Source organism: Streptomyces sp. NPDC058284, assembly GCF_042881135.1.
Classification (GTDB): Bacteria; Actinomycetota; Actinomycetes; order Streptomycetales; family Streptomycetaceae; genus Streptomyces.
Map to the genome: position 1 here is coordinate 39,450 of NZ_JBHVYE010000040.1, position 16,982 is coordinate 56,431.

General features: G+C 68.8%; 13 protein-coding genes and 2 pseudogenes. 12 read left to right on the top strand and 3 right to left on the bottom strand.

What is annotated here, in order from left to right:
• Positions 1 to 74: 74 nt before the first annotated feature.
• Complete coding sequence (locus ACFVYR_RS34995; protein ID WP_384258482.1) at positions 75 to 1,709, bottom strand: recombinase family protein; 1,635 nt, start codon at positions 1,707 to 1,709, stop codon at positions 75 to 77.
• A gap of 41 nt (positions 1,710 to 1,750) precedes the next feature.
• On the opposite strand from ACFVYR_RS34995, the pseudogene ACFVYR_RS35000 reads away from it, so the two are divergent.
• The 3 genes and pseudogenes from ACFVYR_RS35000 to ACFVYR_RS35010 all read left to right on the top strand — a co-directional run.
• Positions 1,751 to 2,392: pseudogene (locus tag ACFVYR_RS35000) on the top strand (radical SAM protein); the annotation flags it as partial.
• A 135-nt stretch (positions 2,393 to 2,527) separates the two neighbouring features.
• Positions 2,528 to 4,162 carry an alpha/beta hydrolase gene (locus ACFVYR_RS35005; RefSeq protein ID WP_384258485.1) on the top strand — a complete coding sequence of 545 codons (1,635 nt, stop codon included), beginning with the start codon at positions 2,528 to 2,530 and terminating at the stop codon, positions 4,160 to 4,162.
• Positions 4,159 to 4,557 carry a RidA family protein gene (locus tag ACFVYR_RS35010; protein WP_384258487.1) on the top strand — a complete coding sequence of 133 codons (399 nt, stop codon included), beginning with the start codon at positions 4,159 to 4,161 and terminating at the stop codon, positions 4,555 to 4,557. The genes ACFVYR_RS35005 and ACFVYR_RS35010 overlap by 4 nt, the downstream gene beginning before the upstream one ends.
• Before the next feature lie 15 nt (positions 4,558 to 4,572).
• Here ACFVYR_RS35010 and ACFVYR_RS35015 read toward each other — a convergent pair whose 3' ends face one another.
• Entirely contained in the window at positions 4,573 to 5,142 is a 570-nt protein-coding gene (locus ACFVYR_RS35015) for an adenylosuccinate lyase (RefSeq protein ID WP_384258489.1), read from the bottom strand.
• Positions 5,143 to 5,591: 449 nt separating this feature from the next.
• On the opposite strand from ACFVYR_RS35015, the gene ACFVYR_RS35020 reads away from it, so the two are divergent.
• The 9 genes from ACFVYR_RS35020 to pssA all read left to right on the top strand — a co-directional run bounded on the left by ACFVYR_RS35020 (position 5,592) and on the right by pssA (position 16,479).
• The gene (locus tag ACFVYR_RS35020) at positions 5,592 to 7,373 is read left to right on the top strand and encodes a 3-hydroxyacyl-CoA dehydrogenase family protein (RefSeq protein ID WP_384258492.1); all 1,782 of its coding nucleotides are present in this window, start codon (positions 5,592 to 5,594) and stop codon (positions 7,371 to 7,373) included.
• A gap of 112 nt (positions 7,374 to 7,485) precedes the next feature.
• The gene (locus ACFVYR_RS35025; protein ID WP_384258494.1) at positions 7,486 to 8,292 is read left to right on the top strand and encodes a TetR family transcriptional regulator; all 807 of its coding nucleotides are present in this window, start codon (positions 7,486 to 7,488) and stop codon (positions 8,290 to 8,292) included.
• 401 nt (positions 8,293 to 8,693) lie between these two features.
• Positions 8,694 to 10,055, top strand: coding sequence for a crotonyl-CoA carboxylase/reductase (ccrA, locus tag ACFVYR_RS35030; protein WP_384258496.1), 1,362 nt, complete (start codon positions 8,694 to 8,696; stop codon positions 10,053 to 10,055).
• Between the two features lie 36 nt (positions 10,056 to 10,091).
• Positions 10,092 to 12,119, top strand: coding sequence for a protein meaA (locus ACFVYR_RS35035; RefSeq protein WP_384258498.1), 2,028 nt, complete (start codon positions 10,092 to 10,094; stop codon positions 12,117 to 12,119).
• Entirely contained in the window at positions 12,116 to 13,081 is a 966-nt protein-coding gene (locus tag ACFVYR_RS35040) for an HpcH/HpaI aldolase/citrate lyase family protein (protein WP_384258500.1), read from the top strand. The genes ACFVYR_RS35035 and ACFVYR_RS35040 overlap by 4 nt, the downstream gene beginning before the upstream one ends.
• A 6-nt stretch (positions 13,082 to 13,087) precedes the next feature.
• Entirely contained in the window at positions 13,088 to 13,600 is a 513-nt protein-coding gene (locus tag ACFVYR_RS35045) for a MaoC family dehydratase (RefSeq protein WP_384258502.1), read from the top strand.
• A gap of 4 nt (positions 13,601 to 13,604) precedes the next feature.
• Entirely contained in the window at positions 13,605 to 14,810 is a 1,206-nt protein-coding gene (locus ACFVYR_RS35050; protein WP_384258504.1) for an acyl-CoA dehydrogenase family protein, read from the top strand.
• Between the two features lie 171 nt (positions 14,811 to 14,981).
• Positions 14,982 to 15,638, top strand: coding sequence for a phosphatidylserine decarboxylase (locus ACFVYR_RS35055; protein WP_055555195.1), 657 nt, complete (start codon positions 14,982 to 14,984; stop codon positions 15,636 to 15,638).
• Positions 15,625 to 16,479 carry a CDP-diacylglycerol--serine O-phosphatidyltransferase gene (gene pssA, locus ACFVYR_RS35060; protein ID WP_150174018.1) on the top strand — a complete coding sequence of 285 codons (855 nt, stop codon included), beginning with the start codon at positions 15,625 to 15,627 and terminating at the stop codon, positions 16,477 to 16,479. Before ACFVYR_RS35055 ends, pssA begins: the two co-directional genes overlap by 14 nt.
• Positions 16,480 to 16,742: 263 nt before the next feature.
• Here pssA and ACFVYR_RS35065 read toward each other — a convergent pair.
• A pseudogene (locus ACFVYR_RS35065) lies at positions 16,743 to 16,853 on the bottom strand (branched-chain amino acid ABC transporter permease); the annotation flags it as partial.
• Between the last annotated feature and the right edge of the window lie 129 nt (positions 16,854 to 16,982).

The following is a 16,982-nucleotide window of genomic DNA, read 5'->3' on the forward strand; positions in this document are numbered from 1 at the left end:
GCTGTCACTCGCCAAAGTCCCGCCGGACCGGTGCCATTCTCTGTTGTGAGTCTTTACGAGGGCTCTTCTCTGCCCTAGGCCCCTTCGTCGTCATGCCAAATGATTTCCATGCGCGCGTCTCCGTTGAATGCCTGTCCCCGGTAGTCCGCCTTCTTGACCCGGATACGTCGAATGGCCAAGCGCAACAGGTCTCGCTTAAGCGCGTCGTCTGCGTCTTCCCATGCTTCATGCTGATACGAAGTGTCGAGAAGGAACGAGATATCAACGCCTTCCTGCCCGCGTGTTGCCTCAACAGCCCTCTGTGCGTCTAGGACTGCCTCATTCGCCTCAGCCAGTGCCGGGGCAAAGAAGCGCTCTGAGGGGCCGTCGTAGAGTCCGGCGCGCCGGTCTTTCCAAAGACGGCTGAGGGCCGCTTCCGCATCTCCCAGGGCCGCACGTGCCGCTGCTTCGTCCGCTGACGCTTGGGGGTCCTGCCGGGCTTGCCAGCGCTCCGCCACAATCGCCAACAGACGGTCATGGGGCTCAGTCGCTGCTAGTCGCGAAGACCAGCACAGGTAGACGTACTCTTCAGCGCTTTTCTGCGCCACGTAAGCCGGGGCCGGGCACACTCCCCCCGCGCCCGGACGCCAACAGCAATATCCTTTTCCGCGCCATGTGACCGAAGACCCACACCCGGCACATTCAAGGAGATCAGTGAGAACGTGCCGGGCTCGCCATGATTCCTTATCAGCGGCAGGGCCCGTTCCCCTGGATGCCGCTTGAGCTGCGTTGTACTCAGCTTCGGTCAGCACCGGCGGCCCCACCATGACGCTGACTCGCTCACCGGCAGAGTTCCGGTACAGCATCCGCTTGGACTTCCCGTCTTCGCGCCCCGTTACCTGCCAGCCTGCATAGGCAGGGTTATCAATCATGTTGGCAACCGTGCTGAACGCCCACATGCCACCGGTAGGCGACGGAACGCCGCGATCGTTGAGCATCCGGGAAATTTGTCTTTTGGCATGCCCTGCAATCGGGGCTTCGTACGTGACCCAGCGAGCAATGTCTAGCTTGGTCACAGTCGGCTCGCCAGGAATTCCGGCGGACGTTTCGGAGTCACGCTCCAACTTGCGTTCTTCGATCTGTTCTCCGTCTTCGTCCTCAGCGGTGACCATGACGATTCGGAGGCCGTAGGGGGCTACGCCGTTAAGCCATTCACCGTTGTCGCGCTGAAACGTCTTCGTATTCCGCACACGCTCACTCAGGACTTCCGTTTCCTCGCGGGCATCCTCGGCACGACGAATCAATTCCGAACGGTCGCGCGGGTTTGCAGAATCCAGGCCGATTCCGGGGGCCTCCGGGTCACCGTTGTCCACCAGCAATCGCCGGGGCCGTCCGTCTTGCGGCTCAACAATGCTGAGGATTGCTCCGGCCCCGCGCCGGGTCCACCGGTCAAGGCGGAATACCCACAGCGCGCCAATCTCGCCTTTCTCAAGGGCCTGCAAGGCTAGATCTTGCTGGGCCACCTTCTTGCTTCGGCGGAACCGGCTAGCGCTGCCGACTTCCCGCCAGACGTGACGCACGGTGAGACCTAGCTCAGCCGCTGTACGCCTCCCCCGCGCTTCCTGCGCACTGACTGAGATCTCCCTACGGCCAGTCTTCGACTTCACGGCTTGGCTCTTGCGGCACACCAGATCAATGAGGGTGCTGGTGTCTTCGGTTGGGGTGCTCATGGGCCAAGAGTCGCACGTCAGAGGCAAGGACTGCCAGTGTCCAACGGGCCGAGGGCCGCTACCGGCTGATGCCCGGCATCATCGAGGCGCTGCGCGACCGCGGAAACCCCTTCTCGATCCTGACCAAGGGCACACTGATCCTGCGCGATCTCCACCTGCTCCGGCAGGCCGCCGCGGTGACGGAGGTCGGCATCTCCGTCTCCGTGGGCTTCGTCGACCAGGAGCTGTGGCGGACCGTCGAGCCGGGCACCCCCGCCCCGGAGCGGCGCCTCGACGTCGTACGCGCCCTGACCGACCACGGCATCGGCTGCGGCGTCCTGATGGCGCCCGTCATCCCCTTCCTGGGCGACCACCCCGACCAGCTGCGCGCCACGGTGCGGGCCGTCGCCGCGGCCGGCGCGACCTCCGTGACACCGCTGGTACTGCATCTGCGCCCTGGCGCGCGCGAATGGTTCATGGCCTGGCTCGGGCAGCACCACCCGCATCTGGTCCGGCGCTACGAGCGGTTGTACGCGGAGGGGGCCTACGCCCCGAAGTGGTACCAGCGCCGCGTCACGCGTCATGTGCACGAGCTGGCCGAGGAGTTCGGCATAGGACCCACGCGCGCGGGGGCGTCGCGACGGATCCGCCTCCCCGAGGAACCCGCGCCCGCCGCCGGACCCACCCAGCTCACGCTGCTCTGAGAGCCTGTCTTCGACCGACGTGCCTCTTTCGGGTCATCTCCCGCCCGGAGCGGCCACTTCCCGGTGACGCTTCCGGGATCATGCGGCAGGGGCCACGGCCTGTTGCGCCCCGAACCCACCGCTCCGGGAGGCCGGATGAAGAAGCGCGCCGTCGTACTCTGCTCAGTCGCCGCTGTGGCAGCCGCAATGGTCACGGCGGTACCACCCGCCGCGGGCGCCCCCGGCGCCGCCCCTCCGCCACAGCTCCGCACGCAGGCCCCGCCTCTCCTCGCGCACCCCTCGCTCACGTGGAAGAAGTGCGCGACCAAGGACCGTCCGACGCTCCAGTGCGCGTCGTTGAAGGTCCCGCTCGACCACCAGGAGCCGGGCGGCAGACAGCTCACCCTCGCCCTGTCCCGCGTCCCGCACACCGCGAAGAGCTTCCAGGGACCGCTCCTGGTGAACCCCGGCGGGCCGGGCGGCAGCGGGCTCGCCATGGCCGGTTTCGTCGCCGGGGCGCTGCCGAAGAAGGTGGCGGCGCAGTACGACGTCGTCGGCTTCGACCCGCGGGGCGTGGGCAAGAGCAGGCCCGCGCTCAACTGCCGCCCCGGACACTTCTCCCCCGTGCGCCCCGCCACCGTCCCCACCACGGCCGCGCTGGAGCGCGCCAACCTCGACAGGGCACGGAAGTTCGCGCGGGCGTGCGAGTCGAAGTACGGGGACATCCTGCCCTTCATCGACTCGGTGAGCGTCGTCCAGGACATGGACGCGATCCGTGCCGCCCTGAAGGCCGAGCGCATCAACTACTACGGCTACTCCTACGGCACCTACCTGGGCGCGCTCTACGGAAAGCTCTACCCGCACCGGGTGCGCCGCATGGCGCTCGACTCCCTCGTCGACCCGACGGGCGTCTGGTACGACGACAACCTCCGCCAGGACTACGCGTTCGACGCCCGCCACAAGGCGTTCATGGCCTGGATCGCCCGGCACGACGCGACGTACCGGCTGGGCAAGGACCCCGGGAGGGTCGAGGCCAAGTGGTACGCGATGCGGAAGGCGGTCACCAGGAAGCCCGCGGGCAAGAAGGTGGGCGGCGCCGAGCTGGAGGACACCTTCATGCCCGGCGCCTACTTCAACGGCTACTGGCCCATCCTGGCGAAGGCGTTCGCCGCGTACGCGAACGGCAAGGAGACGGGCCCGCTGGTCAAGGCGTACGAGGGGATCGGCGCCGTGGACGCCGCGGGCGAGAACGGCTACAGCGTCTACACCGCCGTGCAGTGCCGGGACGTGCAGTGGCCGCGCGACTGGCGCACGTGGCGCGACGACAACGACGCGGCGCACGCCAAGGCGCCCTTCGCCACCTGGAACAACGCCTGGTACAACGCCCCGTGCGCGTTCTGGCCGACCCACCACCTGAGCCCGCCGGACACCGCCAACTCCGAGCTGCCCCCGGTCCTGCTCTTCCAGGCGACCGACGACCCCGCCACCCCGTACGACGGCGCCATCGCCCTGCACCGGAACCTGGGCGGCTCCCGGCTGGTCGTCGAGCAGGGCGGCGGCAACCACGGCATCACCCTGCGCGGAAACCGCTGCCTGGACCGGCACTTGGCCGCGTACCTGAGGAACGGCAAGGTGCCACAGAGCGACGGCGAGGTCGACGCGGTCTGCGAGGCGCTGCCCGACCCGAAGCCGCCGCAGGCCACGAAGGGCAGGTCGGACACCGTGCGCGGAGCGCTTGCGGCCTTCGGGCGCGGGGCGTTGTCACACCCGTGGTCCACCATGGGGTCATGAGCCGACTGACCCGCATCAGCGCCCCCGAGGGCGTCGCCCCCGCCACCGCGTACACCCACGTCGTCATGGGCACGGGCCGCCTCGTGGCCGTCTCCGGGCAACTGGCCCTGGACGAGGACGGAAAGCTCGTCGGCGAGGGCGACGCGGCGGCGCAGGCCCGGCAGGTGTTCGAGAACCTGCGGCGCTGTCTCGCGGCGGCGGGCGCGACCTTCGAGGACGTCGTGAAGCTGACGTACTTCGTGACGGACATGGCGCACATGCCGGCCGTGCGCGCCGCGCGGGACGCCTTCCTGGCCCCGGAGCGGCTCCCCGCGTCCTCGGCGGTGCAGGTTGCGGCGTTGGTCGCCCCCGAGTTCCTGATGGAGATAGAGGCGTTCGCTGTGGTGCCGGAGTAGGGGCACCCGCCCCCCTCACTCCGGCAGCCGCGCCAGTGCCGCCGAGGCCGCTGCCGCGAGGCGGGGGTGGCCGCGCGCGGCCATCAGCACGGGCCTCGCCCGGCCGTCGCCCAGCGCCCCGAGCCCCTCCACGCACGCGAGGGCGATCTTGCCGTACGGATCGTGCGGGGCGAGCCTGCGCTGGAGCGTGGTGATCAGCGCGGGCGCCGACTCGGGGGCGCGCAGCTCGGTCAGCAGGCGCACGGGGTAGAGCGCGTAGGCGATCCGGAGCTCGTTCGTCGCGAGGGCGGCAGCGGCGCGTGCCGTGCGCGGGTCGCCGAGCCGCGCGAGGGCGTGCGCCGCGGCGGCGCACCGCGGCGGGTCCCGGTGGTTGAGGAGGAGGACGAGCGACTCGAAGGCCCTGCGGTCACCGGCGACGCCGAGTCTGACCGCCGCCAACTCCCGGGCCCACAGGGGCTGCCCGGGCGAGACGAGCACCTCGGCGAGTGCGTCGAGGTCATCGGTGGCGACCATCCAGTCGTACTCCTTGGCCCCACCCGCCTCGGCCCGTAAGCGTTCCGTCACCGTCCGCAACTCCTCATCCATGGCCGCGAGCCTAGGGCCTGCCTTTCGGATCTGTCCGGGCACCAAAGGCAAAGCCACCCAAGTCCGGCCCGACCCGAAAGACAGACCCTAGAGCCTTACCCAGCAGTCGCGACGTAGATCACACAGATCGGGCCGCCGAGGGAACTCGCGAGGGCTGGCGCGCTCATTACTTGCCGGTTAACCTCATGTGAGCGGGGCACACTCCTCGCAGCAGTTCCTTTTCTCGCGGTGGCCTGGTGACGCAGCCGCCGCGAGTGTCCGGTCGGTTCGGTACTTCATGTACCTCAGTACGACGTGGCCCCGGGACAGGGCCGGTCGGCTTCTTCACCGGGCGTGCCCTGCGCGCCGCCCGGGACGCGACACGCACCACTCCCCGCCGCCGTGCGGCAGCCAGGCAGCCGCCGCACCCGCGCGCCCCTCAGTCGTCACTCTCTTCCTGGAGTCCACGCATGGACACTCCCTTGAACACCGTCGCCGTCATCGGTCTCGGCACGATGGGCACCGGCATCACCGAGGTCCTGGCCCGCGCGGGCCGCGAGGTCATCGGCATCGACATCAGCCAGGCGGCAGTGGCCCGCGCCGTCGAGTCCCTGGAGGCCTCGACCGCCCGTGCCGTGCGCCGGGAGCGCCTCACCGAGGAGGAGCGCCGCGGTGTCCTCGCCCGCTTCCGCACCTTCACCGACCTGCGGGCCGCGGCCGGCGCCGACCTGGTCATCGAGGTCGTCCCGGAGTCGTACGAGATCAAGCAGCAGGTCGTCCGCGAGCTCGACACCGTCGTCCGCCCCGAGACGATCATCGCGACCGGCACCAACGCGCTGTCCGTGACCCGCCTCGCCGCCGAATCCGCGCGCCCCGAGCGGGTGTTGGGCCTGCACTTCTTCAACCCGGCGCCCGCGATGAAGCTCGTCGAGGTCGTCTCGTCCGTGCTGACCGCGCCCGCCGCCGTCGCCGCCGTCACCGAGCTCGCGTACGCCCTGGGCAAGGAGCCCGTCGCCGTCGGCGACCGGCCCGGCTTCGTCGCCGACGGGCTGCTCTTCGGCTACCTCAACCAGGCCGCCGCGATGTACGAGGCGAAGTACGCCTCCCGGGAGGACATCGACGCCGCGATGAAGCTGGGCTGTGGGCTGCCGATGGGCCCGCTCGCGCTGCTCGACCTGATCGGCGTGGACACCGCCCGCACGGTGCTCGACGCGATGTACGCGGAGTCGCAGGACCGCCTGCACGCGCCCGCGCCGATCCTCAAGCAGCTCAGCGAGGCGGGTCTTACCGGCCGCAAGGCGGGCCGCGGCTTCTACACGTACGCCGAGCCGGGCGGCGCGGAGGTGGTGCGCGACGCGCAGACCCCGCCGGAGGGCGAGGTGCGCGGGCCGGGGCGCACGGTGCGGTCGGTGGGTGTCGCGGGCTCAGGGACGATGGCGTCCGGCATCGCGGAGGTCTTCGCCAAGGCCGGCTTCGACGTGGTCCTCGCCGCGCGCACGGAGGAGAAGGCCGAGACCGCCAGGTCGCGCATCGGGAAGTCCCTTTCCCGCTCCGTGGACAAGGGCAGGATGACGGCCGAGGCCGCGGCGCGGGCGCTGGAGCGGATCACCCCGGCCGGGTCGTACGAGGCGTTCGCCGACGTCGATCTGGCCCTGGAGGCCGTCGCCGAGGACCTGGAGATCAAGCGGCAGCTGTTCGGGACGCTCGACAAGGTCTGCAAGCCGGGCGCCATCCTCGCCACCACGACGTCCTCGCTGCCGGTCGTGGCCTGCGCCCGCGCCACCTCCCGGCCGCGCGACGTGATCGGCATGCACTTCTTCAACCCGGCCCCGGCGATGAAGCTGGTCGAGGTGGTCCGCACGGTGGTCACCGCGGACGACGTGCACGCCACGGTCCGCGAGGTCTGCGCGAAGATCCGCAAGCACCCGGTGGACTGCGGCGACCGCGCCGGCTTCATCGTGAACGCGCTGCTGTTCCCCTACCTCAACAACGCGATCAAGATGGTCCAGGAGCACTACGCGACGCTGGACGACATCGACGCCGCGATGAAGCTCGGCGGCGGCTACCCCATGGGCCCCTTCGAGCTCCTGGACGTCGTCGGCCTGGATGTCTCGCTGGCCATCGAGAAGGTCCTGCACCGCGAGTTCCGCGACCCGGGCCTGGCCCCGGCGCCGCTGCTCGAACACCTGGTGGCCGCGGGCTGCCTCGGCCGCAAGACGGGTCGTGGCTTCCGCGAATATGCCCGGCGCTGAGCCGGCCGGGGGGCACCTGGGCGATCGGACGGACTGGGGCGGGCTGCTCGGACCCTCGGGCGGCCCCGTCCCTCAGGAGCACCTCGCCGCGCACATGCAGTACGTTCGTGGCATGTCCAAGGCCGCCAAGTCCTCACGCAACGCAAGCCCCGACGCTCCGGAGAGTGCCGCGGGCAGCCGTGCCGCCGCCCAACGGCTCAAGATGCGCCGGGAACTGGCGGCGGCGGCCATGGAGCTCTTCGCGTCCAAGGGGTACGAGGCGACGACGGTCGACGAGATCGCCGCAGCGGCGGGCGTCGCCCGCCGGACCTTCTTCCGGCACTTCCGCTCCAAGGAAGAGGCGATCTTCCCCGACCACGACGACACCCTGATCCGCGCGGAGGCGGTGCTCAACGCGGCGCCGCCGCACGAGCACCCGCTGGACACGGTGTGCCGGGGCATCAAGGAAGTCATGAAGATGTACGCGGCGTCGCCTGCGGTCTCCGTGGAGCGCTACCGCCTCACCCGCGAGGTCCCGACGCTCCGCGAGCGCGAGATCGCCTCCGTGGCCCGTTACGAGCGGCTCTTCACCCGCTATCTGCTCGGCCACTTCGACGAGCACGCGCACCACGACGGCAACGACGACCCGCTGCTCGCGGAGGTCGCCGCCTCCGCCGTGGTCACCGCCCACAACCACGTCCTGCGGCGCTGGCTGCGGGCCGGCGGCCAGGGTGACGTGGAGACGCAGCTGGACCGCGCCTTCGCGATCGTCCGCCGCACCTTCGGCAGCGGCATCGGCGCGGGCCGCGACACCCTGCCCGCCCCGGCCTCGGCGACGGCCTCCGCGCAGGGCGAGGTCCTGGTCACGGTGGCCCGCACGGACGCGCCCCTCGACGAGGTCATGAGGACCATCGAGAAGGCGCTGCGCGAGCGCTCGTAGGCGTCGATAGTCACCCTTTCGCACCGTTTCGTCCTTGGCTTTTCAGGGGGCGCTACCCACCGGTAGCGCCCCCTTCGCCGTGGCGCCACCCCCTCTGACCTGCACTGATCGATCATCGGTCAAAAATTCATGGCACCCAGTGTCTTGCCCGTTGGCACGCGGTGCCATACGTTGAAGGTGTCCGGGCGGCCGGCGTACAGAGATCCCCCGTACGCCGACTGTCCCCGCAAGCCCCGGCTTGTGCGCCCGGACGCCTGCGTCACAGGCACCTCCCACGCCCCACCAAGGCGTCGCCGAGCACCACCTCCGCCGAACCGACGGCACACCTCCACCGCAACTTCAGCACCCGACGCAACCCTCAAGAGCGTTCCCTCAGACGCTTCTTCGCCGGAGGCAAAACCGTGAAGGAAATCCTGGACGCGATTCAGGCCCAGACCTCGACCGCGAGCGGCTCCGCCGCGGTCACGTCCGCCGACTTCGCCGCTCTCCCCCTGCCCGACTCGTACCGCGCGATCACCGTGCACAAGGACGAGACGGAGATGTTCGCGGGCCTGGACACCCGCGACAAGGACCCGCGCAAGTCGATCCACCTGGACGACGTGCCGATCCCCGAACTCGGCCCCGGAGAAGCCCTGGTGGCCGTCATGGCCTCCTCGGTCAACTACAACTCCGTGTGGACCTCGATCTTCGAGCCGGTGTCCACCTTCAGCTTCCTGGAGCGCTACGGGAGGCTGAGCGAGCTGACCAAGCGCCACGACCTGCCGTACCACATCATCGGTTCCGACCTGGCGGGCGTCGTGCTGCGCACCGGGCCCGGCGTGAACGCCTGGAACCCCGGCGACGAGGTCGTCGCGCACTGCCTCAGCGTCGAGCTGGAGTCCTCCGACGGGCACAACGACACGATGCTCGACCCCGAGCAGCGGATCTGGGGCTTCGAGACCAACTTCGGCGGACTCGCCGAGATCGCCCTGGTCAAGTCCAACCAGCTGATGCCGAAGCCGGACCACCTGAGCTGGGAGGAGGCCGCATCCCCCGGCCTGGTGAACTCCACCGCCTACCGCCAGCTGGTCTCCCGCAACGGCGCCGGCATGAAGCAGGGCGACAACGTCCTGATCTGGGGCGCGAGTGGCGGCCTCGGCAGCTACGCGACGCAGTTCGCGCTCGCCGGCGGCGCCAACCCCATCTGCGTCGTCTCCAGCCCCCAGAAGGCGGAGATCTGCCGCGCGATGGGCGCCGAGGCGATCATCGACCGCAACGCCGAGGACTACAAGTTCTGGAAGAACGAGCACGAGCAGGATCCGCGCGAGTGGAAGCGGTTCGGTAAGCGCATCCGTGAGCTCACCGGCGGCGAGGACATCGACATCGTCTTCGAGCACCCCGGCCGCGAGACGTTCGGCGCCTCCGTGTACGTCACCCGTAAGGGCGGCACCATCACCACCTGCGCCTCGACCTCGGGCTACATGCACGAGTACGACAACCGCTACCTGTGGATGTCCCTCAAGCGCATCATCGGCTCCCACTTCGCCAACTACCGCGAGGCGTGGGAGGCCAACCGCCTGATCGCCAAGGGCAAGATCCACCCCACGCTCTCCAGGACGTACCGCCTGGAGGACACCGGCCAGGCGGCCTACGACGTCCACCGCAACCTCCACCAGGGCAAGGTCGGCGTCCTCGCCCTGGCGCCCGGGGAGGGCCTCGGTGTGCGCGACCACGAGATGCGGGAGAAGCACATCGACGCGATCAACCGTTTCCGCAACGTCTGACCGCACTGAGCCGAACGCACTGAGGAGCAGCGGAACATGACAGAGCGTCAGAAGGACCGGCCGTGGCTCATGCGGACGTACGCCGGTCACTCCACGGCGGAAGCGTCCAACGAGCTGTACCGGCGCAACCTCGCCAAGGGGCAGACGGGCCTCTCGGTCGCCTTCGACCTGCCCACGCAGACCGGCTACGACCCGGACCACATCCTCGCCCGCGGCGAGGTCGGCCGGGTCGGTGTGCCCGTCTCGCACCTCGGCGACATGCGGCGGCTGTTCCAGGACATCCCCCTGGAGCAGATGAACACCTCGATGACGATCAACGCCACCGCCATGTGGCTCCTGGCGCTCTACCAGGTGGTCGCCGAGGAGCAGGGTGCGGACATCACCAAGCTCCAGGGGACGACGCAGAACGACATCGTCAAGGAGTACCTCTCGCGCGGGACGCACGTCTTCCCGCCGGGTCCTTCGCTGCGCCTGACCACCGACATGATCACGTACACGGTGGCCCACATCCCCAAGTGGAACCCCATCAACATCTGCAGCTACCACCTCCAGGAGGCGGGGGCCACACCGGTCCAGGAGATCGCGTACGCGATGTCCACCGCCGTCGCGGTTCTCGATGCCGTACGCGACTCGGGGCAGGTCCCCGAAGAGAAGTTCGGGGACGTCGTGGCCCGCATCTCCTTCTTTGTGAACGCGGGTGTCCGGTTCATCGAGGAGATGTGCAAGATGCGGGCGTTCGGGCGGATCTGGGATCAGGTCACGCGCGAGCGGTACGGCATCGAGAACCCGAAACACCGCCGGTTCCGCTACGGCGTGCAGGTCAACTCGCTCGGCCTGACCGAGGCCCAGCCGGAGAACAACGTCCAGCGCATCGTCCTGGAGATGCTGGCCGTCACGCTCTCCAAGGACGCACGCGCGCGTGCCGTGCAGCTGCCCGCCTGGAACGAGGCGCTCGGCCTGCCCCGGCCCTGGGACCAGCAGTGGTCGCTGCGCATCCAGCAGGTCCTCGCGCACGAGAGCGACCTCCTGGAGTACGAGGACATCTTCGCGGGCTCGCACGTCATCGAGGCCAAGGTGGCCTCGCTCGTCGAGGAGTCCCTCGCCGAGATGGACCGGATCGAGAAGATGGGCGGCGCGATGGCCGCCGTCGAGTCCGGCTACCTCAAGTCGCAGCTCGTCTCCTCGCACGCCGAGCGCCGGGCCCGCATCGAGTCGGGCGAGGAGAAGATCATCGGCGTGAACTCCTACGAGTCCACCGAGCCGAACCCGCTCACCGCCGACTTGGACGCGGCGATCATGACGGTCGACCCTGCGGTCGAGGCGCGCGTGGTCAACGCCCTGGCGCACTGGCGCGACAACCGCTACCAGCCGCCGTTCAACCACCCGCGCCCCTGCAAGGCCCTTGAGCGGCTCAAGGAGGTGGCCGCCGGGACGGGCAACCTCATGGAGGCCACCCTGGAGTGCGCACGCTCCGGTGTGACGACCGGGGAGTGGGCCGGGGCCCTGCGGGAGGTCTTCGGGGAGTTCCGGGCTCCCACGGGCGTCTCCAGCGCTCCTGTGGCGGTCGCCGCGGAGGAGGGCTCGCCGCTCGCCCTGGTCCGCGAGAAGGTGGCGCGGACCGCCGAGGACCTCGGCGGCGGCAGGCTCCGTTTCCTGGTCGGCAAGCCCGGCCTCGACGGGCACTCCAACGGCGCCGAGCAGATCGCCGTGCGCGCCAGGGACGCCGGCTTCGAGGTGGTCTACCAGGGCATCCGCCTCACGCCCGAGCAGATCGTCGACGCGGCGCTGGCCGAGGACGTGCACGCGGTGGGCCTTTCGATCCTCTCGGGATCGCACGCGGAACTCGTGCCCGACGTGCTCGTACGGCTGCGCGAGGCCGGCGCACCCGACATCCCCGTCATCGCCGGAGGCATCATCCCCAACAGCGACGCCGAGGAACTGAAGGCGGCGGGTGTGGCCGCCGTCTTCACCCCCAAGGACTTCGGCATCACCGAGATCATCGGCCGTATCGTCGACGAGATCCGGAAAGCGAACAAGCTCGACCCTCTGGAGGTCCCCGCATGACCGCGCCCATCAACCGACTCCGCCCCCGGCGCTCCTGTCTTGCCGTACCGGGCTCGAACCCCCGCTTCCTGGAGAAGGCCCAGGGCCTCCCCGCCGACCAGGTCTTCCTCGACCTGGAGGACGCCTGCGCGCCGCTCGCAAAGCCGGAGGCCCGGCACACCATCGTCAAGTTCCTCAACGAGGGCGACTGGACGGGCAAGACGCGGGTCGTGCGCGTCAACGACTGGACCACCGAGTGGACGTACCGCGACGTCGTCACGGTCGTCGAGGGCGCGGGCCAGAACCTCGACTGCATCATGCTGCCGAAGGTGCAGAGCGCCGAGCAGGTCGTCGCCCTCGACTACCTCCTCACCCAGATCGAGAAGACGATGGGCTTCGAGGTCGGCAAGATCGGCATCGAGGCGCAGATCGAGAACGCGCGGGGTCTCAACAACGTCAACGCCATCGCCGAGGCCTCCCCGCGCGTGGAGACCATCATCTTCGGCCCGGCCGACTTCATGGCCTCCATCAACATGAAGTCCCTGGTCGTCGGCGAGCAGCCGCCCGGCTACCCGGCGGACGCCTACCACTTCATCCTGATGAAGATCCTGATGGCCGCCCGCGCCAACAACCTCCAGGCGATCGACGGCCCCTACCTCCAGATCAAGAACGTCGACGGCTACCGCGAGGTCGCCAACCGCGCCGCCGCGCTCGGCTTCGACGGCAAGTGGGTGCTGCACCCCGGCCAGGTCGAGGCCGCCAACGAGGTCTTCTCGCCCTCGCAGGACGACTTCGATCACGCCGAACTGATCCTGGACGCGTACGAGTACTACACGTCCGAGGCGGGCGGCAAGAAGGGCTCGGCGATGCTCGGCGACGAGATGATCGACGAGGCGAGCCGGAAGATGGCGCTCGTCATCTCCGGGAAGGGCCGTGCGGCGGGCATGCAGCGCACGTCCAAGTTCGAGGCCCCGGAGGCGTAGGACATCATGCAGTTCGGCCGCACCTACGAAGAGTTCGAAGTCGGCGCCGTGTACAAGCACTGGCCCGGGAAGACGGTCACCGAGTACGACGACCACCTCTTCTGCCTGCTCACCATGAACCACCACCCCCTCCACATGGACGCCAACTATGCGGAGAGGACGACGGACTTCGGGAAGAACGTCGTCGTGGGCAACTACATCTACTCGCTGCTCCTCGGCATGTCCGTGCCGGACGTCTCCGGCAAGGCGATCGCCAACCTGGAGGTCGAGTCACTCAAGCACGTGGCGCCGACCTTCCACGGCGACACGCTCTACGGCGAGACGACGGTCCTCGACAAGACGCCGTCCAGGTCCAAGTCGGACCGCGGGATCGTCTACGTGGAGACCAAGGGCTACAAGCAGGACGGCACTCTCGTCTGCGTGTTCCGCCGCAAGGTGATGGTGCCCACCGAGACGTACATCAAGGAGCGCGGCGGCGAACAGCCCGGCCGCCCGGAGCTCAAGTCCCAGGAGAAGTGAACCCATGAGCCGACTCGCGCAGACCGCCGGTCTCACCGACGTCCAGCAGGAGATCCTGTCCACCGTCCGGGACTTCGTCGACAAGGAGATCATCCCGGTCGCGACGGATCTGGAGCACCGCGACGAGTACCCCCAGGCGATCGTCGACGGCCTCAAGGAGTTGGGCCTCTTCGGGCTCATGATTCCCGAGGAGTACGGCGGTCTGGGTGAGTCGCTTCTCACGTACGCGCTGTGCGTCGAGGAGATCGCGCGTGGCTGGATGTCGGTCTCCGGCATCATCAACACCCACTTCATCGTCGCCTACATGCTCAAGCAGCACGGCACGCAGGAGCAGAAGGAGACCTTCCTGCCGCGGATGGCGGCCGGCGAGGTGCGGGGCGCGTTCTCGATGTCGGAGCCGGGGCTCGGCTCCGATGTGTCGGCCATCACGTCCAAGGGCGTGAAGGAGGGCGACGAGTACGTCCTGAACGGTCAGAAGATGTGGCTGACCAACGGCGGCACGTCGACTCTGGTGGCCGTCCTGTGCCGGAGTGACGAAGGACACCCCGAGGGCACGGCGCCGCACAAGTCGATGACGACGTTCCTCGTCGAGAAGGAGCCAGGCTTCGGGGAGGTCCGGCCCGGCCTCACCATCCCCGGCAAGATCGACAAGATGGGTTACAAGGGCGTCGACACGACCGAACTCATCATGGACGGCCTGCGAATTCCGGCCAATCGTGTGCTCGGCGGGGTTAGCGGCCGAGGTTTTTACCAAATGATGGACGGCGTCGAGGTCGGCCGCGTCAATGTCGCGGCGCGTGGCTGCGGTGTCGCTCAGCGTGCGTTCGAGCTCGGTGTCTCATATGCCCAGCAACGCCACACTTTCGGCAAGCCGATCGCCCAACACCAGGCGATTCAGTTCAAGCTGGCCGAGATGGCTACCAAGGTTGAGGCCGCCCATGCGATGATGGTGAACGCAGCGCGCAAAAAGGACTCGGGGGAACGAAACGACCTTGAAGCAGGGATGGCGAAGTACCTCGCATCCGAGTACTGCAAGGAAGTAGTGGAGGACGCGTTCCGGATTCACGGTGGCTACGGCTTCTCGAAGGAGTACGAGATCGAGCGCCTCTACCGGGAGGCTCCGATGCTGCTGATCGGTGAAGGTACCGCCGAGATCCAGAAAATGATCATTGGCCGACGGCTACTCGAAGAGTATCGATTCCAGGGCTAGATGCCCGGTTTGGGCCATTTTCGCCGAGAAGAAGATCACACCCTGTCAACACTCTTCGGCCGCCGACTCGGCTTCCTCGCTTGCCCAGTTGTGGCTCGCAACCGATAGCATCCGGAAAAAGCCGCCGTCCCCCTGTTCACTGCGCGGCATCATCCGCTACGAAGGTCATCCATGCCCCACAGCCAAACCTCTGCACCACGCGACGGCATTCTCCAGGGACGCCTTGCTCGCGGAGCATCGCCGTGGCTCCTGCCGACCGTCGCAACCGCGGCACTCAGCCTCGCCCGCGCGCGCCGCTCCAAGGGCGCCGCGGCCGTAGCCGTACCCGCCACCGCGCTGGCGGCGGGCATGCTGTGGTTCTTCCGCGACCCCGAGCGTGAGATCGCTCAGGGCCGGGTCATCTCCCCCGCCGACGGCGTGGTGCAGAGCATCATGCCGTGGAAGGACGGGCGTACCCGCGTCGCCATCTTCATGAGCCCGCTGAACGTCCACGTCAACCGGGCGCCCCTGGCGGGCACCGTGACGTCCGTGGAGCACATCCCCGGCGGGTTCGTCCCGGCGTTCAACAAGGAGAGCGAGAACAACGAACGCGTTGTCTGGCACTTCGACACCGAGCTCGGTGACATCGAGATGATCCAGATCGCGGGCGCGGTCGCCCGGCGCATCGTGCCGTACGTGCCGCAGGGGTCGAAGGTGGAGCAGGGCGAGCGGATCGGCCTGATCCGCTTCGGCTCGCGCGTCGACATCTACCTCCCCGAGGGTGTCGAGGTGGACGTCGAGGTCGGTCAGAAGACCGTGGCTGGGGTGACTCGCATTGACCGTGGTTGATCCTGAGACACAGGCGGGCTGGGTGCCCGAGGCGGTGGAGGACGAGGCGGACGAGGAGATGCCTCTCTCACTCCGCCTGTCGATAGCAGACACCCTCACGCTCGGTAACGCCACCTGCGGGTTCATGGCGGTGTACTTCACCACCACGGGCATCCTCATCCCGCACCTGCAGGGCAGCAATGAGAGCGGCATGGCGCGGCACTCCGCCGCCACCGCCGTGATCCTCATGCTCTGCGCCGCCGTCTTCGACCTCTTCGACGGGCTCGTGGCGCGCAAGCTGCGGTCCTCGCCGATGGGCGCGGAGCTGGACAACCTCTCCGACCTGATCAGCTTCGGCCTGGCCCCGGCGTACTTCGTCCTGGTCTACGGCATGGTCGCCGACGACGCCCACCAGCGGGTGGCGGCGGTCGGCGCGATCGTGGTCCTGCTGGCGGTGGTGCTGCGGCTTGCGCGGTTCAGTTGCGTGACCGTGAAGGACGGCACCTTCCAGGGCATGCCGTCGCCCTTCGGAGCGCTCACGGTCGTCTCGATCGTGCTCCTGGAGCTGCCCTTCGTGGCGACGCTCCTCGCGATCATCGGCACGGCCTGGCTCATGGTCAGCCGCGTCGAGTACCCGAAGCCGCGCGGCCCCCTCGCGGTGGCCATGCTCTCGTGGATCGTCGCGGCCATGGGGCTGCTCGCGGCCTGGGCCTTCGAGGCGCCGGGCGGCCAGCTGCTCCTGCAGACCGGCTGCGCGCTCCAGCTCGTCCTCGGCGCGGTGATCCCCCTCTTCGCCACGGCTCGGCGGGTGAACAACTTCCGCGGCAACCGTCGCGAGGCGCGGGCGGCACAGTTGCCGTAGCGGCGCGGGTGCCGGCGGCGCTTGAACGGTGTGAGGGGGGCCTGAACCGAATGGTTCAGGCCCCCCTTCACGTGCCGCCGGTCGCCCTTCGGGCTCGTCCTCAATCGCCGGACGGGCTCACATGGCTCTGCGCCGCCTCCGCCGTGTCCATACCGTTGTCCGTCGGTTTGATCTTCTGCTCGACGGGGGAGGCCCGCCTTGGCCGCCATGTGCTTCGAGCCCTTGAGGGCGCTCTCGCCGTAGTCGCCCTCGAAGTAGACGTGGCCGAGCCTGTCGCCCTTCCTGAGGCCCTGCCGAGGACCGCCCGCGAGCCCGGCCAGGGTTACCGCCAGGGCCGCGGCGAGCCAGGTCGGCAGGCCGAGGCCGGTCAGAGCCTGTCTTTGAACCCCCGTCGTCCGCGCGAAGCGTGGGCGCAGCGGCGGATTGGGGCCTCCCCTGCTCGAGCGGAGCCGAGAGCTTGGGGAAGCATGCGATCGGAGTGCGGAGTTCGAGGTCATGTGGCG

Bases quoted from the DNA above. Each gene is read 5' to 3' on its own strand.
- ACFVYR_RS35055 (WP_055555195.1), top strand. From the start codon at position 14,982: ATGCCCCACAGCCAAACCTCTGCACCACGCGACGGCATTCTCCAGGGA.
- ACFVYR_RS35010 (WP_384258487.1), top strand. From the start codon at position 4,159: ATGAGCCGACTGACCCGCATCAGCGCCCCCGAGGGCGTCGCCCCCGCC.
- ACFVYR_RS35015 (WP_384258489.1), bottom strand. From the start codon at position 5,142: ATGGATGAGGAGTTGCGGACGGTGACGGAACGCTTACGGGCCGAGGCG.
- ACFVYR_RS35005 (WP_384258485.1), top strand. From the start codon at position 2,528: ATGAAGAAGCGCGCCGTCGTACTCTGCTCAGTCGCCGCTGTGGCAGCC.
- ACFVYR_RS35025 (WP_384258494.1), top strand. From the start codon at position 7,486: ATGTCCAAGGCCGCCAAGTCCTCACGCAACGCAAGCCCCGACGCTCCG.
- ACFVYR_RS35020 (WP_384258492.1), top strand. From the start codon at position 5,592: ATGGACACTCCCTTGAACACCGTCGCCGTCATCGGTCTCGGCACGATG.
- ACFVYR_RS35050 (WP_384258504.1), top strand. From the start codon at position 13,605: ATGAGCCGACTCGCGCAGACCGCCGGTCTCACCGACGTCCAGCAGGAG.
- ACFVYR_RS35045 (WP_384258502.1), top strand. From the start codon at position 13,088: ATGCAGTTCGGCCGCACCTACGAAGAGTTCGAAGTCGGCGCCGTGTAC.
- ACFVYR_RS34995 (WP_384258482.1), bottom strand. From the start codon at position 1,709: ATGAGCACCCCAACCGAAGACACCAGCACCCTCATTGATCTGGTGTGC.
- ACFVYR_RS35035 (WP_384258498.1), top strand. From the start codon at position 10,092: ATGACAGAGCGTCAGAAGGACCGGCCGTGGCTCATGCGGACGTACGCC.
- ACFVYR_RS35040 (WP_384258500.1), top strand. From the start codon at position 12,116: ATGACCGCGCCCATCAACCGACTCCGCCCCCGGCGCTCCTGTCTTGCC.